This window comes from Denitrobacterium detoxificans (assembly GCF_015062615.1).
Taxonomy (GTDB): Bacteria; Actinomycetota; Coriobacteriia; order Coriobacteriales; family Eggerthellaceae; genus Denitrobacterium; species Denitrobacterium detoxificans_A.
In genome coordinates this window covers 472,611-497,852 of the sequence record NZ_SUUH01000002.1, presented here as the reverse complement: position 1 = coordinate 497,852, position 25,242 = coordinate 472,611, and the positions used below count along the sequence as shown (strand labels likewise).

Below are 25,242 nucleotides of genomic sequence, written 5' to 3'. Positions count from 1 at the left end.
CGACGCAACGCTTAGAACAATCCGCTCGTGAGCAGGAAGTTCAGGGACTTCAGGTTGAGCCCCATGTGCTCGCGGAACCACTGGTGCGCGAAATGGAGCACGGCAAATGACGCCTGTAGGGGAACATGCGAATCACGTACGCGGGCAAACGGCTGGCCCAACAGCGTTTGCACCCACAGCAACGTAGTAGCCTCGATGCGCTGCGTCTGCACGTGCGAACGGCAATCGATGCAGACTGCTCCCCCTTCGACGAACGAGAAATCACGCCATGCGCCATGCTCGAGCGGCACCTGAGCCCCGCACGATACGCACGTGGACACGCGCGGGCGAAAGCCCAGCATGGCGAAGAGCTTCACCAGGAACGCCGCGCAAATGGCGGGCGCATCGTCTTCCTGGCAGGCGCAGAGCTCATCGAGCGCCGCACAGGCCATGTCGAACAGGCGCGGCACGGGAAGGTCGGGTTGGCCGCACTTGGCAAGCGCATCGAGAATGGGCGAAGACGCGGCGTTGAACAGCACATCCTCGCGCAATCGGGCATGGGCGTTCACGCAACGCGCCTCGGTGACGATAGGCAGGCCCCTCCCCTTCGCGATGAGCACGTCGGCCAGGCAAAAGTATTCCAGGCGCGAGGCAAACGTATTGCCCGGCTTACGCGCGCCACGCGCAACGGCCTGCCCCAGCGAGCCGTCTTCATGCAAAAAGGTGATGATGAGGTCGGTTTCCCGAAGCTTCGTCTTGCGAACGACCAGTACGCGGCAAGATTTCGTGGGCGTGGCCACTACATGCCTTCTCCGTAGCCGAAGCGCCTGATCTGGTTCAGGTCGCGACGCCAGTTCTTGCGCACCTTCACGCGCAGATCCAGGAAGACGCGCGAACCGAGCATCTGCTCCAGATCGGCGCGAGCTTCGCTGCCAATGGCCTTCAGCGCGCGACCGCCCTTGCCGATGATGATGCCCTTCTGGCTATCGCGTTCCACGTAGATGAGCGCATAGATGCGCTCGAGGTTCTTGCGCTTGTCGTATTCCATTTCCTCCACGACGACGCCGATAGCATGGGGCACCTCGTCGTGAAACGAACGAAGAATCTTCTCGCGGATGAATTCGGCGATGAGCACTTCCGTAGGCTGGTCGGTTTCCATGTCGGAGGGGAACCATTGCGGACCCGGCGGAAGCAGGTTGGCGGCCGTTTCCATGAAAGTATCCACACCGTCGCCGGTAACCGAGGAAACCTCAAGCACGGCATCCCACTCGGCCAGAGCCTGCGCGGCTTCGCGCTGCTTGGCGATGGTTTCGGCGTCAACCAGGTCGGTCTTGGTAATGACCAGGATTTTCTTTGCCTTCACCGCCGAGATCTGGCGGACGACCCATTCGTCGCCACGACCCGCAGGCTTGGAAGCGTCGAGCAGGAAGGCAACAGCGTCGATGCCGTCGAGCGCCTGGATGGCCGACTCGTTGAGTTCTTCGCCCAGCACGTCGTGCGGCTTGTGCAGGCCCGGCGTGTCTACCAGCACCAGCTGATAGTCGTCGCGCGTAACGACCGCGCGAAAGCGATGGCGCGTGGTTTGCGCGGTGTCGCTGGTAATGGCGACTTTCTTGCCCATGATGGCATTGATGAGCGTGGATTTACCCGCATTGGGGCGCCCGATGAGCGTGACGAACCCCGAGCGGAAATCTTCGGAGAATTCCATGGTTACCATCCTAGAAGAGGAAGCACATGCGGGATGAATACGACACACCCCACGATGACGGAAGTAAAAGCAAAAATATATACGGCGCCGGCAGCCATGTCCTTTGCGGCCTTAGCAACCGGATGAAGCTCTGGGCTAGCAAGGTCGACGGCATCTTCAATAGCGGAATTGAAGCACTCGCCACCAATGACCAAGCCGCAGCAGATAAGCACGGCGCACCATTCCCACGGGGCAAGCGAAAACGCGAACCCAAGCACGATGACAAGAACGGCGCCAGCCGTTTGAACGCGGATATTGAACCCTGTACGGTACGCTTCAATAACGCCTTGAATGGCGTACTTAAACGACTTTACGAACGGGGTCTTGCCAGCGCCGGGTTTCACGATTGGCCTCGCCAGGCAGCCAGAAGCTCGCGCTCGCGGGCCTCCATGACCTCTGCCTCTTCGTCGACGATGTGATCGTAGCCGCACAGATGCAGGCAGCCATGCGTGATGAGCAGCTCGAGCTCTTCCTGGAAGGTGGTGCCGTATTCCTGCGTCTGACGCTTGCAGACGTCGACCGCGATTACGATATCGCCCAACTCGTACGGAGCGTCTTCGGGAGCGTCGGCATCGAACTCATCGTCGAGGTTGTCGCATTCGAAGCTCAGAACGTCGGTGGGACCCTGCTTGCCGCGATAACCTTCGTTCAGGCGGGTCATTTCCTCGTCGTCGACGAAGCTGATGGACATTTCGGTGTTGGCCGGCTTGCCCTCGTGCGAGACGACGAATTCGGCGAGCTGCGCAATGGGCAGGCTTTCGACGTCTTCTTTGCCGTAATCGTAATTGACGGTGATTTCCATTCCTATCCTTCCCGAGGAGGATGCAACCACAGTAGCTGGAGGCCCTTCCCCGCAGACACGGGCTATGTTGTGTTTTGAGGTAATTATACGCGCTCGATTGAAAACGGGGCACCTGGGGCAATGCCTGTCACCCTACGGACACAAGCGCGTTTGGCGCGTATAGGCGCTAAAAATGGCTTTTGGGCAAAATTAGCCCGCCCAATGTAAAAAAATCAACACCTCCATCTATCGCGCGAATAGGCAAGGTGAAGTGTCCGCTGCCGTCACAATCCCATCCATGCCTTAGAATGTGAGGGCTTGAAGCCTGAATTGCTCTGGGGAGAAGACATGGGAAAAGAACTGTCGGACATGACGCTGGAAGAGCTGTGGGAGCTCTTTCCCATATTCCTCGTGAAGCATGACGACACATGGCGTCAGCAATACGAAGAGGTCGAAGAGCACTTGGTCGAGTTGTTATCCGACCGTTCGGTCGAGAGGATCAGCCACATAGGAAGCACCGCCGTGGATGGAATCTGGGCCAAGGACATAGTCGATGTCATGGTCGAACTCTCCACTCAGGCAGAACTGGAAAAGGCGGCGGAGAAGCTCGAGCATTCGGGCTTCACCATGATGTCTGACGAGGGCGAAAGGGTCTCGCTCAACCTCGGCTACACGAAGGACGGGTTTGCCGAGAAGGTCTACCACGTCCATCTGCGGCTTGTCGGGGACAACGACGAGCTGTATTTCCGCGACTACCTCAACGCGCATCCACAGACCGCCAGGGAGTACGAGGCTCTGAAGCTGCGCCTATGGAAAGAGTTCGAGCACGACAGGAACGCCTACACCGAGGCGAAGACCGAATTCATCCAGGGTGTAACCGCGCAAGCCCGCCAGGAGTATGCGGGAAGGTACTGAGGGCCAACGTCGCGCTCGCCAAGGCTCAAACGCCGATAAGGGCGAGAGAACCAAGGTAACCAAAGTACACGCCAGCAGCCACAAGAAATGCGCCTAGCGGAACTCATGGGTCGAGCCAACCAACCCAGGAAGCAAACTCCACGTCAATAGCGTATTGACACCTCAACCATCGCATTATATTCTAATCGTGTGTGTTTTTTGAGTTTATTTGGGGCTACACGGAAGGTAGGTACCGAAATGGAACGCAGTGGAAGTCAGAAGGTGTTGTTGGTCCTCTCCATCATCGAGATCGTGGGCGCCGCATTGTCCCTTATTACGGGCATCTTGTTCTTCGTAGGAGCGGGCGCGGTGCTATCCGATGCAAGCGTCGTTGCGGGAACAGGCACTACCCAGGGTCAAGCAGCCGGTATTTTCGTAATCCTATCGTGTATTCTCATTGTCGAGGGTATCTGGAGCCTTCTGTGCGGCATCTTCGGTATTCGCGCAGCCAACGATAACCAGAAGATCATGATCGTTTGGGTCTTCTGCCTCATCGGCGTGATCATGGCAATCATCGGCATCATCGCAGCCATCGCAAACGGCCAGTTCGGCAACCAGGTTTGGTCGCTCATTTGCTCGCTGGCAGTCTCGGGCATCATGTTCTTCATCGCCAACAATATCAAGAAGGAAGCTGGCAAGTAAGACGAGCCGCTTCCACAAGCTCTCTCTTCCGGCACCCTGCCTTCGTCGCGTTCGACGCACATGAAGGCGGGGTGCTGGCTTTATCAGGCACGTTAGGCTTCACCACGCAACGCGAACGCTAAACAAGCAGGACCAGCTAGAAACCAGCCATCGTTGGAGGTTTACCTAGCTGGTCTTTCTTTGCCCGCCTACACGTTCCCCAACAAGACCGTACGCAAATGACGTTTCGCCACGCGAGCCAACTCGTGCAACGTGGCAAGGGGCGTAGGCGGCACATCGCTCATGCGATGCTGCGGGAAAAAGCGCGTAAGGTGATACGGAATAGCGGGATCGAGCGATGCAAGCCAACGCGCCATACGCTCCACCTGCACCACATCATCGGAAAGCCCAGGCACCACAAGCGTAGTTACCTCCAAATGGCACGTAGGCAATGCGGCCAGCAACTCAATCGTATGCTTCACCGTATCTAAATCGCCACTGAGCTTGCGGTAACCCTCCGCAGTAAAGCATTTCAAGTCGATATTGGCGGCATCCACGAAGGGAGCAATCTGCTCCACCACATGCTCGCTCGCGAACCCGTTGGAAACGAGCACATTCACCAACCCCGCATCATGCGCCAAAGAACCCGTATCGCGAAGGAACTCCCAATTGATAAGCGGCTCGTTATACGTATACGCAATGCCTATGCACCCGCGATCGCGCAGGCCGCACGCAGCGCGTACAACCTCTTCGGGCGTCACCTCGCGCCAAGGCACCCCAGTCGCATCCACTTGCGCAATCGAGGCGTTCTGGCAAAACGGGCAATGCATGTTGCAGCCATAGCTACCCAGGGAAAGGACGGTGCTCCCCTGCCTCCAACGGGCAATCGGCTTCTTCTCGATAGGGTCGAGCGCCAGCGACGTAATGCGCCCGTACCCTTCGGACACCACCGCGCCATCGATGCAGCGACGAGAACGACATGCCCCCAGCGCACCCTCGGTAAGGGAACACGCATGGGGGCATGTCGAGCATATTGTCACGGCTAGTTAGTCACGCGTGAGTTTGCGATGCAGGCGATGTGGCTTTGCCGCTTCGGGCCCCAAGCGACGAACACGGTCTTCCTGGTAGCCTTCGAAGTTGCCTTCGTACCAATACCATGCACCCGGATTCTCGTCGGTACCTTCCCAAGCCAGAATATGCGTGGCAACGCGGTCAAGGAAGAAACGGTCGTGGCTGGTGATGACAGCACAGCCGCTGAACTCGTTCAGCGCCTCTTCCAGGCTGGAAAGCGATTCGGTGTCCAGGTCGTTCGTAGGCTCGTCGAGCAGCAGCAGGTTGCCGCCCTGCTTCAAGGTGAGGGCCAGGTTCAAGCGGTTGCGCTCGCCACCGGAAAGCACTCCTGCGGGCTTCTGCTGGTCGCTGCCCTTGAAGCCATAGGCCGCCACATATGCACGCGAAGGAACCTCGGTGCCAGCTACATTCATGTAGTCCAGGCCGTCGGAGACGACTTCCCAGACCTTCTTGTTGGGATCGATGCCGGCGCGGTTCTGGTCGACGTAGGAAAGCTGAACGGTAGAGCCCAGCTCGAGCGTGCCGCTCGTAGGAGCCTCCTCGCCCACGATCATGCGGAAGAGCGTAGTCTTGCCCACGCCGTTCGGGCCGATGACGCCCACAATGCCATTGCGAGGCAGGCTGAACGACAGGTCGTCGATGAGCACACGGTCGCCAAATTCCTTGTGCAGATGCTCGGCTTCCAGCACTTTGTTGCCCAAGCGCGGACCAGCGGGAATGTGAATCTCGGTGAAGTCGACGTTCTTGCGCGCAGCGGATTCGGCCACCATCTTCTCGTAGGCCGCCAAACGCGCCTTGCCCTTGGCCTGACGGGCCTTCGCGCCACTGCGCACCCATTCCAGCTCGGCCTTCATCTTCTTGGCGCGCTTCTTGTCCTGCGCACCCTCGAGCTCCAAACGCGCAGCCTTGGTTTCCAGGTACGTGGAGTAATTGCCCTTGTAGGGATACAGCGTGCCGCGGTCGACCTCACAGATCCACTCGGCAACATGGTCGAGGAAGTAACGGTCGTGCGTAACGGCCAAAACGGCGCCGGGATACTTCGCCAGGAACTGTTCGAGCCACAGAACCGATTCAGCATCCAGGTGGTTGGTAGGTTCGTCGAGCAGAAGCAGGTCGGGAGATTCCAGCAGCAGGCGGCACAGGGCCACGCGACGACGTTCGCCACCGGAAAGCACCTTCACGGGAGCGTCGGGGTCGGGGCACTGCAGCGCGTCCATGGCCTGCGAGAGCTGCGAATCGAGATCCCAGCCATTCACGGCATCGATGGCATCCTGCAACTTGCCCATTTCGGCCATGAGCGCATCGAAATCGGCATCGGGCATGGCCATTTCCGCCGAAATCTCGTTGAAGCGCGCCACGTTGGCAAGCGTTTCGGCAAAAGCCTGCTCGACGTTCTCGCGAACCGTCTTGTCGTCGTCGAGCGCGGGATCCTGCTGAAGCAGACCCACGGTGTAGCCAGGCGTAAGACGCGCCTCGCCGTTGCTGACCTCTTCCAGGCCCGCCATGATCTTCAGCAGCGTGGACTTGCCCATGCCGTTCGGACCAACGACGCCAATCTTCGCACCAGGATAGAACGCAAGCGTAACGTCGTCCAAGATAACCTTGTCGCCATGAGCCTTGCGCGCCTTTTCCAGCGTGTAAATGAATTCAGCCACGAAAACCTCCGTGCTAATAGAGCCGTATTGCGTTAATTTGTTTATTGTACAAGACGAATATCGAATTCGCTTGAAACGGAGGCGCTTATGTCGATCGTTGGAGCAATTGCCGTACCGCATCCGCCACTTATCGTTCCCGCCGTTGGGCGCGGCGAGGAGCAACGCATCAGCGAAACCATTGGCGCGTATAAGCGCGCAACAAAATGGCTGCTCAGCCAGCAGCCCGATTGCCTGGTCATCACCTCGCCGCACGCGCCGCTGTTCCGCGACGCGTTTCACGTAACCACCGATGACGTCCTCGAGGGAAACATGGCCCAATTCCGCGCGCCGCAAGAGCACATGAGCGCGGAATGCAATGCCGAACTGGCGCGAGAAATCATCAGCAGGGCAAACGATGCAGGCATCCCAGCCATTGGCAGCGAGCGCTATCGCGACAACATGGATCACGCCACCTACGTGCCGCTCTACTTCGTGCGCGAAGCCTCAGGCGGAATGCTTCCCTGCCCCATCGTTCGCATTGGACTTTCCGGCATGCCCTACGAGACGCACCGCCAATTGGGGCGCATCATCACACAAGCAGCAAACGCCCAGGGGCTCAATATCGGCTTTATTGCCAGCGGCGATCTATCACACAAGCTCACGCCCGACGGCCCCTATGGTTTCGCACCCGAAGGCCTTGTATTCGACGAGCGCATTGGCGAGATATTCGCATCGGGTAACCTCGATGGCCTCTTCGAGCTCGACGAGGCATTCTGCGAAGCCGCCGCCGAATGCGGTCTCCGATCGTTCCAAATCATGGCGGGCGCCCTAGACGGCCTGAGCGTGCATACGGAATTGCTCTCGAACGAAGGGCCGTTTGGCGTAGGCTACGGAGTAGCCATCTGCGCATGCGAAAGCACGACAAATTGCCACGCCCAAGCAAATAAATGCGATGCGGACAACGACCACCTTCACGGTGCCAATCCGCCCACCGAGGCCGATCCCATCGTGTGCCTTGCACGCCTTACGGTCGAAACGTTCACACGCACGGGCCAGGCACCCAAGCTACCCTCCGGCCTACCCCAAGAGCTTCTGACCCGAGAGGCAGGCGTATTCGTTACGCTTCACAAGCAGGGCACATTACGCGGCTGCATTGGAACCATCTCGCCAACCTGCACCAACATCGCCGAAGAAGTCATACAGAACGCAATCAGCTCGTGCAGTCGCGACCCGCGCTTCCCCGCCGTTCGCGAAGAGGAACTCGATTACCTGGAGTATTCGGTCGACGTATTGGGCGAAGCCGAACCCATCGATTCGCCCGGGCAACTCGACCCAACGCGCTACGGTGTCATCGTGACGAAGCGGTGGCAACGCGGGCTGCTGCTCCCGAACCTCGAAGGCGTGGACACGATTGAATCCCAGGTATCGATTGCCAAGCAGAAGGCCGGCATCGACCCAGCTGACAACGACGTCGAGCTTGCGCGCTTCGAAGTCGTACGCCATTCCATCGGCGGCGAAGCACGACAGTAGCCTGCTTCGCCATGCCCCGCTGGCAATGGCGTGAGCATAATCGCCCAACACGAAACAAAAGGCCAGCCGGGAATTCCCAACTGGCCTTCTTCATAACCAATAACCCCAAATTACTGAACAGGTTGCACGGGAGCGTTCGCCGTCTCCCATACGTTGTACGCGCTCACGATTTCCGACACGAGCGAATGGCGCACGATGTCGGTGCGCGAAAGCTCGCAGAACGCGATGTCGGAAATACCCTCCAGAATGCCGCGCACCTGCTTCAAACCCGAGATACCACGCGGCAGGTCGAGCTGCGTCACATCACCCGTCACCACCATCTTCGAGGCGAAGCCCAAGCGCGTAAGGAACATCTTCATCTGCTGCGGCGTGGTGTTCTGTGCCTCGTCGAGCACGATGAAGCTGTTGTCGAGCGTGCGACCGCGCATGTAGGCAAGCGGCACGATCTCGATGGTGCCATCTTCCAGATACGCCTGCGCGCGTTGCGGGTCCATCATCTCGAACAGCGCATCGTACAAGGGGCGAATGTACGGGTCGATTTTCTCGTTCAACGTGCCCGGCAAGAAGCCAAGGTTCTCGCCCGCTTCCACCACGGGACGCGAAAGAATGACACGGCTGACCTCGTGCGAACGCAGCGCGCGAACGGCCATAGCCATGGCCAGATACGTCTTTCCCGTGCCAGCGGGACCAATGCCAAAGGTGATGGTGTTCTTGCGAATGGCGTCAACGTAATGCTTCTGACCAGCCGTCTTGGGGCGAACGGAGCGCCCGCGATGCGAAAGCACCACGTCGTCACGCAAGGCGCGCGGGGCGAATTCGCCCGTACGGAGCAACTCGATGGCATGCTTCACGTAGGCGCGATTGGGCACGCCGCCCTCGCGGACGTACTGGAAAAGGTCGGTGAACAGCGAGGAAACGGCGTCTACCTCGACCTGCTCACCCGAGATACGCACGCTGTTTCCGCGCACGAGAATATGGGCATGATAGCAATCTTCGATGAAGCGCAGAATGTCGTCTTGCGGACCCACAACCTTTGCCATATCAACGGTGTCGGGGGCGGTAAGCGAAACGCTCGTTTCCATATCTGTCATACGCTGAATACACCATTCTCGTCGACGGTTTGCAATTCACAGGATACTAGACCGCTATCGGGAAAAGAACCATCTAATTTCACCTGGTAATACGATTCCGTGGTGCCAAGACCGTTTTGCTCCACGAGCACAAGTTCGCGGCTGCCCAGGCGCTTGCGGGCTTCCTGCATGCGCAATTCGTCGCCCAAGCGCGCAAGCTCATCGGCACGCTGCGCGGCGATAATGGGGTCGACCTGGTCGTCGCGTTCCGCAGCGGGCGTACCCACGCGTCGCGAATAGCGGAATACGTGAATCTTGCTGAACTGGCACAGGCGCGCCACGCGCATCGTCTCCTGGAAATCCTCGTCGGTTTCCCCAGGAAATCCCACGATGATGTCGGTAGACAGCGAAAGCCCAGGTATGGCCTGGTGCGCACGTTCCACGATGCCAAGGAAACGTTCGGCAGAATACGGGCGCGCCATCTGGCGCAGAACCCGCGTACTGCCCGATTGCAGGGGAAGATGCAAATGGCGACATACCATGCCGTCGGCTTGCGCAATGGCCTGCAGCAGATCGTCGGTCACATCGCGCGGCTCGACGCTCGAAATGCGAATGCGCACGCTGGGCACCTGTTCTCGCAAGGTGCGCACGACGGTTGCCAACGTGGCGTCCCCATCGCGGTATGTGCCAAGGTTAATACCCGTGAGCACGATTTCCCGCGCACCAGCCTCGGCGAGCTTGCGGGCCTCTTCCACGCATTCCCGAAGCGGCACCGACCACGCACGACCACGGGCTACGTGCACGATGCAGTACGTACAGGCATTGTTGCAGCCATCCTGAATCTTCAACCCCACGCGCGAGGGGAAGCCCTCGCCGAAGCGCACGTCGGATGCGGCAGGAACGATGGATTCGCGCGAAAGGCCGCAGCATTCCAAGCACACATCGACGACCTGGTTCTTCGGGACAACGATAACGCGTTCACTCATGGAGGCGAATTCATTCGCGTCTATGGCAGCCGCGCACCCGGTCACGATTACGTTGGCATTGGGATAATCGCGCAATTCGCGGCGCACGGCCTTGCGCGTCTTCTTTTCGGCCTCACCCGTAACGGTGCACGTGTTCACGATGACGCATTCCGGATCGCCGTCGATAAGGGAAAACCCAAACGAGCGAAGATCGGCTGCGAAGGCATCGGACTCAACGCGATTGACCTTGCAGCCTAGGTTAACGATGCGCGCCCTCACTGAAGACCGCCCAGCTCGTAGATAACCAGGGCAGGCGCAACGATGCCAGCGGTTTCGGTACGCAAGATGCTCGAGCCCAGCGTGACGGTGCTTGCGCACCGGTTATGCTCGTGGAACAGCTGCACTTCCGCTTCGGTAAGCCCACCTTCGGGACCCACCACCACGGCAATGCGCGCGTCGTTGCGACTGCACATGTTATGCGCCATGCCGCGCTCGATGGCAGCCCGTATGCCACCCTCGCGCGCTTCCTCCCAGCACACGATAACCGCCGTAGCGCCCGAAAGTGCCTCGGCTGCCTGCTTCACCGTAGCCGGTTCGTGTATTTCGGGAATGCGCATCTGCCCCGACTGCATGGCGGCGCTCTTGGCAATGGACCGCCAGCGGGCAAGGCGCTTCTGCTCCTTCTTGGCGTCGAGCTTTACGACGCTGCGGTCGCACGCGAGCGGGATGAATGCAGAAACGCCAATCTCGGTGGCATGACGGATGACCGTCTCCATCTTGTCGGCCTTGGCGAGGCCCTGCAAAAGCACGACCTGCGGACCGGTAACGGAAGCATGCTCGTGCGCGGCAATGCGCACGGTAAACGGATCGCCCGCCTGGATGATCTCGCATTCGAAGTAATCTTGCGTGGCATCGATGACGGCAATATGCTCGCCAGGAGCCAAGCGCAGCACGCGTGCGTGCTTGGCATCCTCAGCGAACAACCGAAGCGGAAACACCGCTTCGGTTTCGGATGAAAGTACCTGGTCGTCCAGGAAAAACCGGGGCAGACTCATGGGACCCTAGTTGAACGCATCTTTAATCTTCTGGAAGGGCGTGCGTTCTTCAGCGTACTCCTCGCCCATTTCCTTCGCCAGCTCTTCCAGAAGCTCGCGCTCGCGCTTGGAAAGCTTCTTGGGAACAACCACACTGACATGAGTAAATAGATCGCCACGAGCATCGCTCTTGAAGCGCGGCATACCATAGCCGCGCACGCGGACCACCTGCTCGTTCTGGCAACCAGCCGGAATGGACACGGTAACCTTCTCGTCTTCCATGATGCCCTCGACCTCGATGTCGGCACCCAGGCACGCCTGAACGATGGAAACGTTAACGCGCGTATGCAGGTTGTCGCCATCGCGCTGGAAGAAATCATGCGGCATGATGCGACACGTGACGATAAGGTCGCCTGCAGCAGCGCCGCGCATGCCCGCCTCGCCGTAGCCGGAAAGACGCAGCTGCTGGCCATCGCGAATGCCCACAGGCACTTCCACGGAAACGCGCTGGCGGTCGGGAACGCGACCCTGGCCATCGCACTCGGAGCAGGGGTTCTCGATGGTCTGGCCCGTGCCACCGCACGTGGGGCACGTGGTGGCCGTCTGCATGTCGCCCAGGAAGGTGCGCTGCACGGTAACCACACGGCCCTGGCCATGGCATTCGGGGCACGTGACTTCCTTGCCGTTTTCGCCCAGGCCACTGCCATCGCACTCGGGGCACGGAGCAAGACGGTCGTAGATGATTTCCTTCTTTACGCCCGCAGCCACTTCCTCGAGCGTAAGGCGCAGGCCCACGCCCATGTCGCGGCCCTCGCGGCGCACGCGCGCGCCGCCACCGCCCATGCCGCCTCCGAAGAAGCTGCTGAACAGATCGCCCATGCCAAAGCCGCCGCCAAAGATATCGTCGAAGTCCACGTAGGGCTGGCCACCGCCACTGGCGCCGGGGATGGTGCCAAAGCGATCGTACTGAGCGCGCTTGTTAGCGTCGGAAAGGACATCGTACGCCTCGTTGAGTTCCTTGAACTGTTCTTCGGCATCTTCCGCCTTGTTCACGTCGGGGTGAAGCTGGCGCGCCTTACGTCGAAAAGCCTTCTTAATCTCATCGTCCGTCGCCGTCTTCTCGACGCCGAGTACCTCGTAGAGATCCCTTGCCATAAAGCTGTTGCCTTTCCTTTCTTGACGCTACGAACGCTGTTGAGCTATTCGTCTCCCAGGGCGCGTCGCGCAACGTTTACCGCGCGAATGACCTGGGCATAATCCATTCTTGTAGGGCCAATGACCGCCACCACGCCTTCGCTAGCTCCGCGGCCGTAGCGCCCGGCGATAACCGACACTCCCGAAAGCTGCGACGGCGCGTTTTCATGCCCAATGCGCACAGACGTGGAATCGGCAGGCGAATCCTTCAGAATTTGCATGAGCACGGTATCGTCTTCCAGAACCTCGAGCACGGGCATGAGGTTCTGCGCACGTTCGAATTCGGGCTGCTTGACCATGGTGGAAAGCCCCAAACGGCGCGCATGGCCCGTATCACCCTCGCGCAAGCACGCGAGCACTTCCTCGAACAGCACGGATACGAGCGGCGAATGGAGCAGCTCGGCGGTTTCCTCGTCGAAATCGGCGCGGATTTCCGCAAGCCCCCTGCCCGCAAACACGCGGTTGAGCACTTCCTGGGCGTGCGCCAAATCGAGGGAATCGACCTCGTCGACGAACTCGATATGCCTGTTCAAAACCTGACCATCTTCGGTGACGATGATGGCAAGCACGCGATTGGGCGTAAGGGAGACGAACGTGATCTGCTTGATGTCGAGCCGCAGGGTGCTGGGCGGAAGCACGATGGTGAGGTTATTCGTGAAGCGAGCAAGCGCCGCGGTGGTCTTTTCGATAAGGTCGTCGAGCTCGGATGCGCTATCGCGCAGGCTTTCTGCAGCGCGGCGCGCGTCTTCGTCGAGTTCCTGGCCCGCAAACTGGGTCTTCAACAGGTCGTCAACGAAGGACCGGTAGCCGATATCGGTGGGAATGCGCCCTGCCGAGGTATGCGGCTGCGTAATGTAGCCGTCGTCTTCTAGAACCGAAAGCTCGTTGCGAACCGTGGCCGAGCTGACGCCGAGGTTGTGGTTTTCGACCAGCGTACGCGAGCCAACGGGCAGCGCTCGGGAAACGTATTCCTCAATAAGCGCAGCTAGAACGCGCTGTCGTCTATCCGAAAGCATGGCCCTCCTTTCGCGTAATCGGCCGTTTGAAAAAGCCCACCTGAAGGCGGGCTGTTCGATACCACCAGAGCATTCTAGCAGCCGCGCCCTTCAAGTGCTAAAACGACACCAATCTGTCACAGTGAACCCACGTGTGAATGGGCAAAACGCGTGAAATGAGAAGTAAATGGGCGACGAGGAAACGAACGGGTGACGCTAGGGCGCAACGTCGAAGATGGCGCCGTAGAGTTCGTTGCCGCAGAGCCAGCCACGCTCGGTGGGCTGCCAGCGGCCGTCGCAATGACGCACGAGGCCACGTTCAACCAGAGATTCCATGACCGCGCGCAGCTCGGGGGCAAGCTCGCACGCCCGGGAAAGCGTGCGCTCGGAAACGCCCCTGCTCATGCGCATGCCGAGCATGACATCCTCCACGCGCATTTGGCGCGCATCCAGATCGTCGGTGATCACGTCGTCCTGCTTGCGCATGCGTCGTTCGGCATTCTGCGTCATGGTTGCCGCGGAAGGGCCTATGCCCAGATACGGCTTGCCGGTCCAATAGGCGGTATTGTGCCTGCTCTGGAAGCCAGGCTTGGCATAATTCGCCACTTCATAGCGCTCGAAACCCGCCTGAGAAAGATCCTGGGCGGCAATGCGCATGTGCTCGGCTTCGACGTCGTCGTCAGGTTCGGGCATAGCGCCACGCGAAACGAGCTCATCGAACGGCGTGCCCGGCTCGATAGTCAGGGGATACACGCTCACGTGCGTAACGCCCAGGTCGATGGCGGTATGCAGGCTCTGCCGAAAGCTTTCGGCGCTCTGGCCGGGAATGCCGCACATGAGGTCGACGCTCACGTTCCTGAATCGGCCATGCGCGATCTCCACGGCACGGCGAGCCGCCTGAGCGTCGTGGACGCGCCCCAACGTTCGCAGCACGCTATCGTCGAAGCTCTGCACGCCAATGGAAAGGCGATTCACGCCAAGCGCCCACAGGTCGTTCACCATGCGCTCGGTAAGGCTGTCGGGGTTCGCCTCCATGGTGCATTCCACCTGGTCGGTAAGGTGCATGGAAAGCCCCAGGATGTACATGATTTCGGTAATGGCGCCCAAGCCAATGTACGAAGGCGTGCCACCACCCAAATACACCGTTTCCACCTGGGAGAGAAGCCCCTGCTTGCCGGCGCGGCGGATTTCCAGGATGACATGGTCGACGTACTCGCGTATGAGCGGAGAGCTTGGGTCGACCGCCTGCGTGGCGAAGTCGCAATAGCGGCAACGCTGCTTGCAGAAGGGCGCGTGGATATAGAGCGCTTTGTACGGATCGTACATCTAGCAACCCTTCAGATGCTGTTCTAGCCGGTCGAAGGCTCGATCGTACTCCTCAATCGTCTTGCAGGCGTTCAGCATGCCGCGTGCGGCAGAGGCACCATCAAGCCCCTTGCAATACCAGCTACCCTGTTTGCGCATGCGCACGAGCGCACGCGGTTCCCATTCGTAGAGCAAATGAGCATGTCGGCGCGCCATTTCCACGCGCTGCAACGGCGTGGGCTCTTCAGGGGCCGGACGGCCCTCCAACGCAGCACGGATCTCGGCGAAAACCCACGGATTGCCCCGCGCCGCCCGCGCCACGAGCACGGCTTCGCAGCCCGTTTGCTCCATCATGGCAAGTGCGCTTGCGCCGCTAACCACGTCGCCATTGCCCACGACGGGAATGGAAACGGAACGCACCACGCGCTCGATTACGCCCCAATCGGCCTGCCCATGGTACATTTGCGCAGCATAGCGACCATGCACGGTAACGGCACACGCGCCCGCCTGCTCCATGCGACGAGCGAATTCGGGGGCCGTTTCGTTGTCGATTTCGTAGCCTCGCCGGAACTTCACGGTTACCGGAACGCTAGAGGCGGCAACCACCGCCGAAACGATGCGCTCGGCCAACTCGGGGCTCTTCATGAGGGCGCTGCCGTCGCCCTTGGTAACGAGCTTGCGCACAGGGCAGCCCATGTTGATGTCGATAACGGCAAGCTTCTCCCCCACCGTCTCGCACAAACGCGCTGCCTGACCAGCCATGACCTCGGGTTCGTGACCAAAGATCTGCACGCCTACGATGTCTTCGTTGGGTGCCATTTCCAGCAGGTCCTCCGTACGCTCGTTGCCGTACGAAAGGCCCTTCGCGCTTACCATTTCGGTAAACGTGAGTTGCGCGCCCTGCTCGATGCAAAGCTGGCGCATAATGCGATCGCTCACGCCAGCGAGCGGGGCGAGCATAACGCGATGACTGCTTAGAAAATCGCGATAGCTGGGCATGACGCTAGGAAAGGCTGCCAACGGCGCTGGCAAGGCCAAGCGTCATGAAGACCGCCAGAACGAGCAGGACCACGAGCACCCCCACGCAACCCAGCACCACGGCGAGCTTGCTGCCGCCACTCATGCCAGCTTTCATCTGGGCGTTCTTCTTCTCGTCGAACGGATCGTCGAGCCAATCGTACTGTTCCTTGCGCGCCATTAGTCATCCACCTTCAAAATAGCCATGAATGCCTCTTGCGGCACTTCGACGCTGCCAATGTTCTTCATGCGCTTCTTACCGCGCTTCTGTGCTTCCAACAGCTTACGCTTACGACTGATGTCGCCACCATAGCACTTGGCGAGAACGTCCTTGCGCTTGGCCTTGACCGTCTGGCGAGCCAAAACGCGCCCGCCCACGGCAGCCTGAATGGGCACCTCGAACATCTGGCGCGGAATGATTTCCTTCAGCTTGTCGCACAGCACCTTGCCACGGTCATACGCCTTGTCGCGATGCACGATAAACGACAGCGCGTCGACGGGTTTGCCCGAAAGCAGGATGTCGAGCTTCACCAGACGACTGGGCTTGTAGCCGTCGAACTCGTAGTCGAGCGACGCATAGCCCTTCGTGTTGCTCTTCAGCTTGTCGAAGTAATCAAGGATGAGCTCGGAAAGCGGAAGCTCCCAGATCATCTCGACCGTCTGCTGCGAAAGGTAGTTCATGGTGACGAACGTGCCGCGGCGCGCGACGGTAAGGTCCATTACGGCACCCACATAATCGGGTGGAATGAGGATTTTCGCCTTCAGGTACGGCTCTTCCACATGCTCGATTTCACCCGGATCGGGCATGTCCTGCGGCGAATGAAGGCTGATCATTTCGCCGTTCGTCTTGTACACGTGGTATTCCACGCTGGGCGCAGTGGCCAGAAGATCCAGGTCGAACTCGCGCTCCAGGCGCTCCTTCACGACCTCCATGTGCAGCAGGCCCAAAAAGCCCACGCGGAAGCCGAAGCCGAGCGCGTGACTCGTTTCGGGTTCGTAGCGCAGAGCCGGATCGTTCAGCGAAAGCTTGTCGAGGGCGTCGCGCAGATCGGGGTACTGATCGCTGTCGATGGGGAACAAACCCGTGTAGACCATGGGCTTCGCATCGCGATAACCCGGCAGGGGCTCTTCCACGCCGCCGGATACGAGCGTGACGGTATCGCCCACCTTCACCATGGACGTGTCCTTCAGGCCCGTGACCAGGTAACCTACTTCACCCACGGAAAGCGAGTCGGCAGCGACTTCCGCTGGGCGACGCACGCCCACTTCCTCGACGTGCGTGGTAGCGCCCGTGGCCATCATGCGGATGAGATCGCCCTTGCGCATGGTGCCGTCGACGATGCGCACCAGGGCAACCACGCCACGGTAAGCGTCGAAGTACGAGTCGAAGATAAGCGCGCGCAGCGGTGCGTTCGCATCACCCGTAGGCGCGGGAATGTTGTAGACCACCGATTCCAGCAAGTCGTGCACGCCAACGCCCGTCTTGCCACTGGCAAGCACCGCGTCGTCGGCCGGGATGGCCAGCGCGTCTTCGATTTCGCCGCGCACGCGTTCCGGCTCGGCGGAAGGCAGGTCGATCTTGTTGATCAGCGGGATAATTTCCAGATTGGCATTCATGGCCATCATGGCGTTGGCCACCGTTTGCGCTTCCACGCCCTGAGTGGCGTCCACCACCAGCACGGCGCCTTCGCATGCAGCCAGGCTACGAGACACCTCGTATGTAAAGTCCACGTGGCCTGGGGTGTCGATAAGGTTGAAGTGGTAGACCTGCCCGTCATCGGCGGTATAGTCCACGCGCACGGCCTGGCTCTTGATGGTAATGCCGCGTTCGCGCTCGATGTCCATGGAATCGAGCAGCTGCTCCTGCATGTCACGCTGGGCCACCGTGCCCGTCATTTCCAGAATGCGGTCGGAAATGGTGGACTTGCCGTGGTCGATATGCGCGATGATGCTGAAGTTTCGTATGTAATTAGGATCTATGCTCATGCATAGAACTATAGCGTAATCGTGGCCGAATCGGATTCGTCGGAGCTTACAACCACGATTTGACCAACAGAAGAATCGCCGTTATCGAGGCAAATGGCCCACACGCCATCGTCGAGCTGGAGCGTCACCTTACCGCCCTCCACATTTTCCACGTGATCGAGAATGGGCGTATAGGCAGTTCCGTCGGCCGAGGTGAACAACGGCGTGCAGACGGAAACCTTATCGGCTTTCGTGGAGACGGTAACCGTGTTGTTGGAGTGCAGGGCGTCGTTGTGGGCCGTGGTGCCATACGTGGTCTTCTCGCCATGGCAACTGGTGCATTCCTTCGTGGGCGACACGATCTGGTGCCCCTTTGGACCGCATCCGCCCAGGAACAAGGCACACATGAGCGCCGCGGCGCTTAGGCAGGCAAACAGCGTTGCGCTGCGGAAAGAGAGCGTCGTATGGTGTGTAATTGTGGATTTGCACGCGTTCAGCCTCATGTGTCCCCTCTTCTCTATTACTATTACCGTGGTCGGAGCGCAGATACTACGTCCAGCCGTGCTTGCAACGAATGTACCACGTTCGCCGAATACAAGCATTAACCAGAATTACGGTAATGTGAGTATTTCGGTCGCTTAGAGGTACCCAATGCACATGGATTGTGCTACGATTTCAAAGTTTTCGTTTGAAACATTTGGTATTAACGGAGGATACAGACGTGGCGAACATCAAAAGCCAGAAGAAGCGAATCATTACCAACGAGAAAGCTCGTATGCGCAACCGCGCTATCCGTTCCGAGCTGAAGACCGCAACTCGCGCCGTCAAGGACGCTGTTGCTGCGCAGGACGGCCCCAAGGCCATCGAAGCCGCTCATTACGCTTGCAAGATGATGGACCGCGCCGTTTCCAAGGGTGTCATCCACAAGAACCAGGCTGCCAACCGCAAGAGCGGCATCATGAAGCTCGCCAACACGGTTGCCACCGAAGAGGATCGCAAGAACTACAAGGCCCCCGAAAAGAAGGCTCCCGTAGCCAAGGGCGGCACGAAGAAGGCTGCTGCCAAGGCCGCCAAGATCGCTGCTCTGGAAGAAGCCGCCAAGATCAAGGAAAAGAACCGCAAGGCCACCCAGAAGGCTGAAGCCGCTGCTGCCAAGAAGAAGGCCGAAGCTGCTGCCGCTGAAGAGGCTGCCGAAGCTGAAGAGTCTGCCGAATAAGGTAAACTGCTCATAGCGATCGGATTCGTTCGCATATCAAGTGGGAAAAGCCGCTCATCGAGCGGCTTTTCTGTTGTCTGGGGGACGTTGCGCTACCGCGAAGGCCGACGCGGGAAGCGGAAAATGAAAGGCCAGACCAGACCAAAGAGCATCCAAGGTCCGATTGCCAGCCTTTTGGACAAATTCGGACGGCAAAATGTAAGAAATGTCGCGGTTTACACGCTTGATGGCATCTAATCCCCCACAGGAAAAATCACGACCTGGGGAAATGCTAGGCTGGGACGCAGCTTACCTCCGTACGCCCCGTCAAAAAGCCCAATAACAGGTCGAAGAACGTGTAAACCGTTACATTTTTTCAAAAACGAGGCTCGATTTTGCTCATTTTCGTTTTTGGAACCGCGCATCTGCCGCAAAGGCCTCAATCCGACAAAGCACGATGCGGGAATAGGCGCGAAGCTGTAGCGGAAATGCGAGAAAGGCTAGGGTTCGTGCTGCGCTATTTCGCGGAACGCTCGACGACCGAGATGACCCAATTCTGGAAGACGAGTTCGGGGTCGGAGCCGCTCTTCATGGCAGCTTCGGCATCGCGGGCGCCGATAAGCGCCTGATGCAGCTCTTCCGACGTGAAGCTACGCGCCCACATGGCATGACGCTTCACGCGCCAAGCGGGAGCATGCAAAACGCCCGGAAGGTCGTTGATGCGACCACGCTGAAGAAGCGCACGGGCAATCATGAGCTCGCGAACGCGCGTAATGCACATGGCCATGAGCGCATACGGCGTCATGCTCTCCATGCGCGAACGCACGAGCAGGCACTTCTTCAAATTGCGCTCGGAAAATGCATCGGTGAAATCCCACGGCTTCATTTCCGCCGTGCGGCTGACCATATTCAGAACTTCCGTCTCGTTGATGGGGTCACTCCCGCGATGCGCCAACGCAAGCTTCTGCAACTGAGAGTCGAGCTGAACGGTATTGTCGCCCACGAGCTCAACGAGCGTATTGGCCGCAGCCTGGGTAATGGTAACCCCGTGCGCAGTCGCCATGCCACGGACTTTTGCGGGAAGCTCGGCATGCTTGGGGGGCGTGCAATCGATAACGGCCTGCTTGCCCACCTTGGCAGCAGCCTTGTACAGGCGTGTGTTCTTCGCCAAGCCCGCAGACACCAGGCAGAGTACCGTAGTGGCGCACGGCTCGGAAAGGTACTGCACAAGCTCTTCCTGATCGGGCTTCTTGAGCTTTTCGACGCTCGTAACGAGCACCAGGCGAACGTTGCTGGCAAACGGGAGCGTATTGCATGCAGCCACGATGGCCTCGCCCGCGTCGGATTCGCCAGAGAAGGCATCGGAGTTGAACTCCAGGTCGCCTTCCTTCGCGACGCGCTGACGCAAGCGCTTGACGACCGTCTCGCGCTTCAGTTCGTCGGCACCGGTAACCAGATATGCGGGGAGCAGCCCCTGTTCGTTCTTTTCAGCCATGGTCCCATTCTACCTGTTCGGCGCTACGGTGACACCCCGCGGCGAGACAGCACACACAACATCTGAGTTCATATCAGTGCGAAAAACAACCGCCCCGGACGATTCAAGCAAGCCGAGCGCCTCACTCGTAGGATGCCCATAGCGATTGCCCGCACCCACGCCAATGAGCGCCACTTCGGGGCGCAAGGTACGCACGAGCGCCTCGTTGAGCCCCGCACGAGAGCCATGGTGAGGGACCTTTAGGATGTCGACATCGCACAGCGCATGCGCATCGTTCAAGCCATCAAGCACCTCGCTTTCGGCATCGCCCGTGAACAACGCTCGAGCATCCACTTCCCCATCGCCATTCGCATCACATGACCCCAGGCAGACAAGGCTATCCTGATTACCTCCGTCATCGGCGAAGGAAGCGGGCGACAGAACGCGCAGCGAGAAATGCCCCACGGAAATCACGTCCCCCGTAGACAACGACGTGACGGGCGTTTGGCCTATGACCTGCATGAGCCTTTGGCAATTGTCGTTAGAACACGTGGGCAAATCATCCGCAACGCATACCGTTCCTACGGGCATCGCCTGCAGAACGGCCGAGAGCGAACCGCAATGATCGTCATCGGCATGGGTGATGAGCACCGCGTCGAGCGAGCGAATGTCGTGACGCGCCAAGCCCGCAAGAACCTGCGCATCATGCGTTCCCGTATCGATGAGCAACGCGTGCGAACCGCTGCGCAGGACAACGGCATCCCCCTGCCCCACGTCGAGCATGATGATCTCGTCGCCATGAAAGAAGCCGGGCAGAAACAGTGCAGCAAGAAACGCACACGTGCCCAGCGCAAGGCCGCACCAAGCACGACGAACGGTCGGCTGGGGCCAGGCAACATAGAGCACGATGGCACCCAGAACGCTCGCACCAAGCAAAAACGGAAGCGAGCCCGACGCGGGAACGCAAGCAAAGGGAACGCATGAACAAAGGCGAATGAGCACGCAAACGAACTGGGCAAACAACGTAACGGCCCATAAAACCGTCTGGCCAAGCACGGGAAGCGCAACAGCCAAGCACGTCGCCAGAAGACCACCACCGCACAGTATGCCAAATAAAGGACCCACGATAACGTTCGCTAAAGGCGACACTAAGGAGAGCTGCGCAAAGAGCGACGCTGAAACGGGAATGGTGAATGCGCTCGCCGCAAAGGTGAGCGCCAGCGTGTCGGATGCAAAGCGCACACGCCCGCGAAATAGAACGGCGAACCAACGCGACAGGTAGGCGGAAAACAGCACGATGCCAAGCGTCGCCAGCGTGGACAGGGAAAACGATACCTGCAAGGCGACAGATGGGTCAAGCGAGAGCATCACGATGATGCAGAGCGCAAGCGCCGTCTGCGAGGCGCCACGTCGTCGTGCGATATACGAAAGCAGCATGGCCGACGTCATGAACATGGCGCGCAAAGCCGAAATGGGAACGCCCGTGAACAGGACGTACGCAACCATAAACAGCAGGCATATCGCAATGACGAGTGCGCGGCGAACGTGGAGCCGCTTCAAAACATAGAGCAGCAACGCCATGAGGATGGCCAAATGAGAGCCAGACACCGCAACGATGTGCGCCAATCCGCACGACTTTACGCAACCGTACAGGTCACTTGCCTGCAGCTCATCGCGCTCGCCAAGCAAGACAGCACTTAGCAGCGCAGCCCCATCATGCGTATGTTCGCCTGAGCACGCCCTGATAGCGGAAGCACAACGCTCCCTGAATTCTGAAATAGCCGCCAGCGCCCCGGGAACTTCCACCCGTTCCAACGTCTTCGCGGTAAGCGAGCCGACAAGCCCCTTTTGCCTGAACTGGACCGCAGCGTTTTCGGATGGGGGTTTAAGCGCCCCATGCACGCATACGACATCCCAGCATCGAACCGTCTCATCCTGCGGTAGGTTCAGCCGAACGCGAACCGTAGCGCCAGACGACAATTGCGTTTCGCCCACAGCGGACTCGCCGAACTGACCCGCCGTAGCATCGGACAGAATGCGCACCGTATACGAGCCCGCCTGCTCGCTTTCCAGCTGGACCAAGGAGGCATCGTAGGCAACCGATTGGCCAACGAACAGGAGCAAGGCAAGTGCCGCACCCAAGCCGCAGAGCGCAATGCGCCGCACCACGCGAAATGCCAAGCAGACTAACGACGCAAAGGCTATCACCACCCCACAGCACACGAGGGGAGCAACCGCGCCAGTCGCTTGGATCACGCATGCCTGCAATGCGGCCAAGCACGGCCAAAGCGTTAACGCCACCAGAAGCAATGCCTGGATGGCTGGGCGCTCGGGCGTTGGATCTACCTGTTCATACGCAAATGCTGTCTGCAAGGGAGGCATACTTCTTCTCGCCAATGCCCGGAACGCGCTTCAGGTCCTCCTTCGATTTGAAGGGGCCTTCCTCTTCCCTATTCGCCACGATCTTCTTCGCCGTTGAGGCACCCACGCCTGAAAGGGTTTCCAACTCGGCGGCAGAGGCAGTATTGATGTTGACGAGGCCACCTACTGCACCCGAAGCCGAAGGTGCCGAAGAGGATGCGTCAGACGCCCCAGAAGGGGCATCCTGCGCGCTTGCGGCCGGCACGAGAAGCTGTTCGCCATCTTGCACCACGCGCGCAAGATTCAGCGCTTCGCGATTCGCCTCATCGGTAAAGCCACCAGCAGCGTCTATGCAGGCCGCCACGCGCGTGCCCTCGGGAAAGTCGTACACGCCCGGCGAAACCACGCATCCGGAAACGTACACGACTACCCGCGGCGCCTCTTCCGACTTGGCAGGCGTTTCGCTCTCAGATTCGCCTACAGACGCCTCCTGACTCGCAGAGGCAGACGATACGCTAAACGGGTCGCCCGCCATGGCATGGGCAACGTTGAAAACCACCAGGCCAATAACGAGCACCACAAGCGCCACGATGCCAACGAGCATGGGTACGCTGCATTCTCCTACGTGTAGTTTCTCGGAAAGCTGTTCGGAAGGGTCTATGAAGGGCATGGCGCATCCTTTCGGTCTACGCCCAGCCTACGTGTACGCACTCGCCGCGCGAGCAAAGAAAAGTCGCGCCACCCTCGCGAAAGGATGGCGCGACCATTGCGCAATTCTTGCAGAAGCCCTATTCCTTGCGGCGGCGCTTCTTATACGAAGGGCACGCATAGTCGTGAACCTCGACGGCTTCCATGATGGAGTCGATCCACTCTTCCAGCGGGAACTGCTCTTCGGCAGCCAGCGCGTCTTCCAGCTTGGCATGCGTTTCGGGATTGCGCGGCATGAACAGCGTGCAGCAGTCGGGGGCGTCCTGGCTGGAAATCTCGAAGGAGCCCAGCTGCTGGGCGTCGGCGATGATTTCCTGCTTGTCGCTGCCGATGAGCGGGCGGAACACGGGCATGTTCACCGCAGCGTCGGTGACGAAGATGTTGTCGATGGTCTGGCTAGCCACCTGACCAAGACTTTCGCCCGTTGCAATGGCCTTCGCACCCTCCTGCTGGGCAATGCGCTGCGCAACCTTGAACATCAGGCGACGATACAGGATGACGCGCAGCTCGGGCGGAGCGCCCAGGGCGATCTCGCGCTGATAGTCGCCAAACGGAACGATGTAGCATCGCGCAATGCAGCCCGTGCGCTCGAGCACATGGCAGATGTCATCAACCAGAAATTCGCTGGTAGAAGAGGTCTGCGGACGGCCGCTGAAGTGAACCGCGATGGGAATGGCGCCGCGGCGTGCCATGCGCCACGTAGCCACCGGAGAATCGATGCCGCTGGAAAGCATGGTGATCACGCGCCCACTGGAACCCACGGGCAGACCGCCCACGCCACGCACGGAGCGCGCATACACGTAAGCATTACCCTGGATGACCTCGACGCCCACCTTCACGTCGGGATCCTTCATGCGAACCTTCTTTTCGGGGAAATGCTCGCACAGATAGGAACCAACCAAACGGCTGATCTCCATGGAGGGAATATCGAAGTCGGTATGGTTGCGACGCGAGGCCACCTTGAACGTGTAGAAATCGCCTACCTCGGCCAGTGCCATGCGGGCCGCTTCGCTCATGATGTCCATCTCGCGGTCGCACTTATAACCGCACGACACGCGCGCCACACCGGGAACACCCGCGATGGCATCTTCGATTTCGCACGCGATTTCGTAGCTGGTGCCTTCCTTGATGAATACGCACAAGCGTCCGGAAATGCGGCGAATAGTTACGATGGGATACGCCGAAAGCAGCGCTTCGATATTCTTGAGCAGGCGATTCTCAAACGACGTGCGATTGTGGCCCTTCAGGCCGATTTCGTGATAATGCACGAGGCAAATGCGTTGCAGTTCCATGACTACCTTCCAAGTGAACAATGCGCAAAAGGCGCCCGCAAGCCTCTAAGCAAGCGGGCGCCAGATGAAGCTATACCTACGCGTTTAGTGCGTTTTTGCGTCGATGGTGCTGGGATCGTACGACACGTCTTCCTTGGCAATTTCACCAAATGCAATGGAAAGCGGCTTCTTGTTGGAAGCGCGGGCGATTTCCACGGCGGTCTGCAGCTGAATAGCGCGTTCGCGCTGGCCACGAAGCATATCGTTGATGTCGTGCGCGCGATGCGAAGCGACGGCGCACAGCAAGAAGCGGTCGTTTTCCGTTTCCTCGAGCAGTTTGTCGATCTTGGGTTCGATAAGACTCATTCGTA

Annotated in this window: 25 protein-coding genes; 4 read left to right on the top strand and 21 right to left on the bottom strand. The window is 59.3% G+C overall.

Features of this window, described 5'->3' with window-relative positions; translation table 11 throughout:
• Positions 1-11: 11 nt before the first annotated feature.
• The 4 genes from recO to ybeY are packed head-to-tail and all read right to left on the bottom strand — an operon-like array spanning position 12 to position 2,528.
• The gene (recO, locus tag E7002_RS04850; RefSeq protein ID WP_303727730.1) at positions 12-779 is read right to left on the bottom strand and encodes a DNA repair protein RecO; all 768 of its coding nucleotides are present in this window, start codon (positions 777-779) and stop codon (positions 12-14) included.
• Entirely contained in the window at positions 779-1,687 is a 909-nt protein-coding gene (era, locus tag E7002_RS04845; RefSeq protein ID WP_303727729.1) for a GTPase Era, read from the bottom strand. The genes recO and era overlap by 1 nt, the downstream gene beginning before the upstream one ends.
• A gap of 2 nt (positions 1,688-1,689) precedes the next feature.
• The gene (locus E7002_RS04840) at positions 1,690-2,070 is read right to left on the bottom strand and encodes a diacylglycerol kinase family protein (protein ID WP_303727728.1); all 381 of its coding nucleotides are present in this window, start codon (positions 2,068-2,070) and stop codon (positions 1,690-1,692) included.
• A complete protein-coding gene (gene ybeY / locus E7002_RS04835; protein WP_066662557.1) occupies positions 2,067-2,528 on the bottom strand; it encodes an rRNA maturation RNase YbeY in 462 nt (153 codons plus the stop codon). The genes E7002_RS04840 and ybeY overlap by 4 nt, the downstream gene beginning before the upstream one ends.
• 327 nt (positions 2,529-2,855) lie before the next feature.
• On the opposite strand from ybeY, the gene E7002_RS04830 reads away from it, so the two are divergent.
• On the top strand, positions 2,856-3,422 hold the full coding sequence (locus E7002_RS04830; RefSeq protein WP_303727727.1) for a GrpB family protein: 567 nt from the start codon (positions 2,856-2,858) through the stop codon (positions 3,420-3,422).
• Between the two features lie 237 nt (positions 3,423-3,659).
• Positions 3,660-4,103 (top strand): hypothetical protein, encoded by a 444-nt coding sequence (locus E7002_RS04825; RefSeq protein WP_303727726.1) that lies wholly within the window; start codon positions 3,660-3,662, stop codon positions 4,101-4,103.
• A 188-nt stretch (positions 4,104-4,291) separates the two neighbouring features.
• On the opposite strand, the gene amrS is transcribed toward E7002_RS04825, so the two are convergent.
• Entirely contained in the window at positions 4,292-5,122 is an 831-nt protein-coding gene (amrS, locus tag E7002_RS04820) for an AmmeMemoRadiSam system radical SAM enzyme (RefSeq protein ID WP_303727725.1), read from the bottom strand.
• 6 nt (positions 5,123-5,128) lie between these two features.
• Entirely contained in the window at positions 5,129-6,808 is a 1,680-nt protein-coding gene (gene ettA, locus E7002_RS04815; protein WP_066662575.1) for an energy-dependent translational throttle protein EttA, read from the bottom strand.
• An 87-nt stretch (positions 6,809-6,895) separates the two neighbouring features.
• Between ettA and amrA the strand changes: the two genes are divergently transcribed.
• Positions 6,896-8,317 (top strand): AmmeMemoRadiSam system protein A, encoded by a 1,422-nt coding sequence (gene amrA / locus E7002_RS04810; RefSeq protein ID WP_303727724.1) that lies wholly within the window; start codon positions 6,896-6,898, stop codon positions 8,315-8,317.
• A 110-nt stretch (positions 8,318-8,427) separates the two neighbouring features.
• On the opposite strand, the gene E7002_RS04805 is transcribed toward amrA, so the two are convergent.
• The 10 genes from E7002_RS04805 to E7002_RS04760 all read right to left on the bottom strand — a co-directional run bounded on the left by E7002_RS04805 (position 8,428) and on the right by E7002_RS04760 (position 18,365).
• Positions 8,428-9,408 carry a PhoH family protein gene (locus E7002_RS04805; RefSeq protein WP_303727723.1) on the bottom strand — a complete coding sequence of 327 codons (981 nt, stop codon included), beginning with the start codon at positions 9,406-9,408 and terminating at the stop codon, positions 8,428-8,430.
• Entirely contained in the window at positions 9,405-10,631 is a 1,227-nt protein-coding gene (gene mtaB, locus E7002_RS04800; RefSeq protein WP_303727722.1) for a tRNA (N(6)-L-threonylcarbamoyladenosine(37)-C(2))-methylthiotransferase MtaB, read from the bottom strand. The genes E7002_RS04805 and mtaB overlap by 4 nt, the downstream gene beginning before the upstream one ends.
• Positions 10,628-11,407 carry a 16S rRNA (uracil(1498)-N(3))-methyltransferase gene (locus E7002_RS04795; RefSeq protein ID WP_303727721.1) on the bottom strand — a complete coding sequence of 260 codons (780 nt, stop codon included), beginning with the start codon at positions 11,405-11,407 and terminating at the stop codon, positions 10,628-10,630. The genes mtaB and E7002_RS04795 overlap by 4 nt, the downstream gene beginning before the upstream one ends.
• 6 nt (positions 11,408-11,413) lie before the next feature.
• Positions 11,414-12,541, bottom strand: a complete 1,128-nt coding sequence (dnaJ, locus tag E7002_RS04790; protein WP_303727720.1) for a molecular chaperone DnaJ — start codon at positions 12,539-12,541, stop codon at positions 11,414-11,416.
• 44 nt (positions 12,542-12,585) lie between these two features.
• Positions 12,586-13,596, bottom strand: a complete 1,011-nt coding sequence (gene hrcA / locus E7002_RS04785; protein WP_303727719.1) for a heat-inducible transcriptional repressor HrcA — start codon at positions 13,594-13,596, stop codon at positions 12,586-12,588.
• A 195-nt stretch (positions 13,597-13,791) separates the two neighbouring features.
• Positions 13,792-14,901: a radical SAM family heme chaperone HemW gene (gene hemW, locus E7002_RS04780; protein WP_303727718.1), complete on the bottom strand. Its 1,110-nt coding sequence runs from the start codon at positions 14,899-14,901 to the stop codon at positions 13,792-13,794.
• Positions 14,902-15,840 carry a tRNA dihydrouridine synthase DusB gene (dusB, locus tag E7002_RS04775; protein WP_303727717.1) on the bottom strand — a complete coding sequence of 313 codons (939 nt, stop codon included), beginning with the start codon at positions 15,838-15,840 and terminating at the stop codon, positions 14,902-14,904.
• A gap of 43 nt (positions 15,841-15,883) precedes the next feature.
• Positions 15,884-16,078, bottom strand: a complete 195-nt coding sequence (locus tag E7002_RS04770) for a hypothetical protein (RefSeq protein ID WP_303727716.1) — start codon at positions 16,076-16,078, stop codon at positions 15,884-15,886.
• Entirely contained in the window at positions 16,078-17,883 is a 1,806-nt protein-coding gene (lepA, locus tag E7002_RS04765) for a translation elongation factor 4 (RefSeq protein WP_303727715.1), read from the bottom strand. Before lepA ends, E7002_RS04770 begins: the two co-directional genes overlap by 1 nt.
• 8 nt (positions 17,884-17,891) lie before the next feature.
• Positions 17,892-18,365 (bottom strand): hypothetical protein, encoded by a 474-nt coding sequence (locus E7002_RS04760; protein WP_303727714.1) that lies wholly within the window; start codon positions 18,363-18,365, stop codon positions 17,892-17,894.
• 218 nt (positions 18,366-18,583) lie between these two features.
• On the opposite strand from E7002_RS04760, the gene rpsT reads away from it, so the two are divergent.
• Positions 18,584-19,078, top strand: coding sequence for a 30S ribosomal protein S20 (gene rpsT / locus E7002_RS04755; protein ID WP_066662619.1), 495 nt, complete (start codon positions 18,584-18,586; stop codon positions 19,076-19,078).
• A 496-nt stretch (positions 19,079-19,574) separates the two neighbouring features.
• Here rpsT and holA read toward each other — a convergent pair whose 3' ends face one another.
• The 5 genes from holA to E7002_RS04730 form a co-directional block, all read right to left on the bottom strand.
• Positions 19,575-20,552 (bottom strand): DNA polymerase III subunit delta, encoded by a 978-nt coding sequence (gene holA / locus E7002_RS04750; protein ID WP_303727713.1) that lies wholly within the window; start codon positions 20,550-20,552, stop codon positions 19,575-19,577.
• 9 nt (positions 20,553-20,561) lie between these two features.
• Positions 20,562-22,700 (bottom strand): DNA internalization-related competence protein ComEC/Rec2, encoded by a 2,139-nt coding sequence (locus E7002_RS04745; RefSeq protein WP_303727712.1) that lies wholly within the window; start codon positions 22,698-22,700, stop codon positions 20,562-20,564.
• Between the two features lie 181 nt (positions 22,701-22,881).
• Positions 22,882-23,562: a ComEA family DNA-binding protein gene (locus E7002_RS04740; RefSeq protein ID WP_303727711.1), complete on the bottom strand. Its 681-nt coding sequence runs from the start codon at positions 23,560-23,562 to the stop codon at positions 22,882-22,884.
• Between the two features lie 118 nt (positions 23,563-23,680).
• On the bottom strand, positions 23,681-24,892 hold the full coding sequence (gene thiI / locus E7002_RS04735; protein WP_303727710.1) for a tRNA uracil 4-sulfurtransferase ThiI: 1,212 nt from the start codon (positions 24,890-24,892) through the stop codon (positions 23,681-23,683).
• A gap of 84 nt (positions 24,893-24,976) precedes the next feature.
• Positions 24,977-25,237: a DNA-directed RNA polymerase subunit omega gene (locus E7002_RS04730; RefSeq protein ID WP_303727709.1), complete on the bottom strand. Its 261-nt coding sequence runs from the start codon at positions 25,235-25,237 to the stop codon at positions 24,977-24,979.
• Positions 25,238-25,242 lie beyond the last annotated feature (5 nt).

Coding starts and splice junctions, on each gene's coding strand:
- thiI (WP_303727710.1), bottom strand. CDS start 24,892: ATGGAACTGCAACGCATTTGCCTCGTGCATTATCACGAAATCGGCCTG.
- dusB (WP_303727717.1), bottom strand. CDS start 15,840: ATGCTCGCCCCGCTCGCTGGCGTGAGCGATCGCATTATGCGCCAGCTT.
- dnaJ (WP_303727720.1), bottom strand. CDS start 12,541: ATGGCAAGGGATCTCTACGAGGTACTCGGCGTCGAGAAGACGGCGACG.
- ybeY (WP_066662557.1), bottom strand. CDS start 2,528: ATGGAAATCACCGTCAATTACGATTACGGCAAAGAAGACGTCGAAAGC.
- E7002_RS04805 (WP_303727723.1), bottom strand. CDS start 9,408: ATGACAGATATGGAAACGAGCGTTTCGCTTACCGCCCCCGACACCGTT.
- amrA (WP_303727724.1), top strand. CDS start 6,896: ATGTCGATCGTTGGAGCAATTGCCGTACCGCATCCGCCACTTATCGTT.
- E7002_RS04730 (WP_303727709.1), bottom strand. CDS start 25,237: ATGAGTCTTATCGAACCCAAGATCGACAAACTGCTCGAGGAAACGGAA.
- lepA (WP_303727715.1), bottom strand. CDS start 17,883: ATGAGCATAGATCCTAATTACATACGAAACTTCAGCATCATCGCGCAT.
- era (WP_303727729.1), bottom strand. CDS start 1,687: ATGGAATTCTCCGAAGATTTCCGCTCGGGGTTCGTCACGCTCATCGGG.
- E7002_RS04825 (WP_303727726.1), top strand. CDS start 3,660: ATGGAACGCAGTGGAAGTCAGAAGGTGTTGTTGGTCCTCTCCATCATC.
- E7002_RS04770 (WP_303727716.1), bottom strand. CDS start 16,078: ATGGCGCGCAAGGAACAGTACGATTGGCTCGACGATCCGTTCGACGAG.
- E7002_RS04760 (WP_303727714.1), bottom strand. CDS start 18,365: ATGAGGCTGAACGCGTGCAAATCCACAATTACACACCATACGACGCTC.
- holA (WP_303727713.1), bottom strand. CDS start 20,552: ATGGCTGAAAAGAACGAACAGGGGCTGCTCCCCGCATATCTGGTTACC.
- hemW (WP_303727718.1), bottom strand. CDS start 14,901: ATGTACGATCCGTACAAAGCGCTCTATATCCACGCGCCCTTCTGCAAG.
- hrcA (WP_303727719.1), bottom strand. CDS start 13,596: ATGCTTTCGGATAGACGACAGCGCGTTCTAGCTGCGCTTATTGAGGAA.
- E7002_RS04830 (WP_303727727.1), top strand. CDS start 2,856: ATGGGAAAAGAACTGTCGGACATGACGCTGGAAGAGCTGTGGGAGCTC.
- E7002_RS04740 (WP_303727711.1), bottom strand. CDS start 23,562: ATGCCCTTCATAGACCCTTCCGAACAGCTTTCCGAGAAACTACACGTA.
- E7002_RS04795 (WP_303727721.1), bottom strand. CDS start 11,407: ATGAGTCTGCCCCGGTTTTTCCTGGACGACCAGGTACTTTCATCCGAA.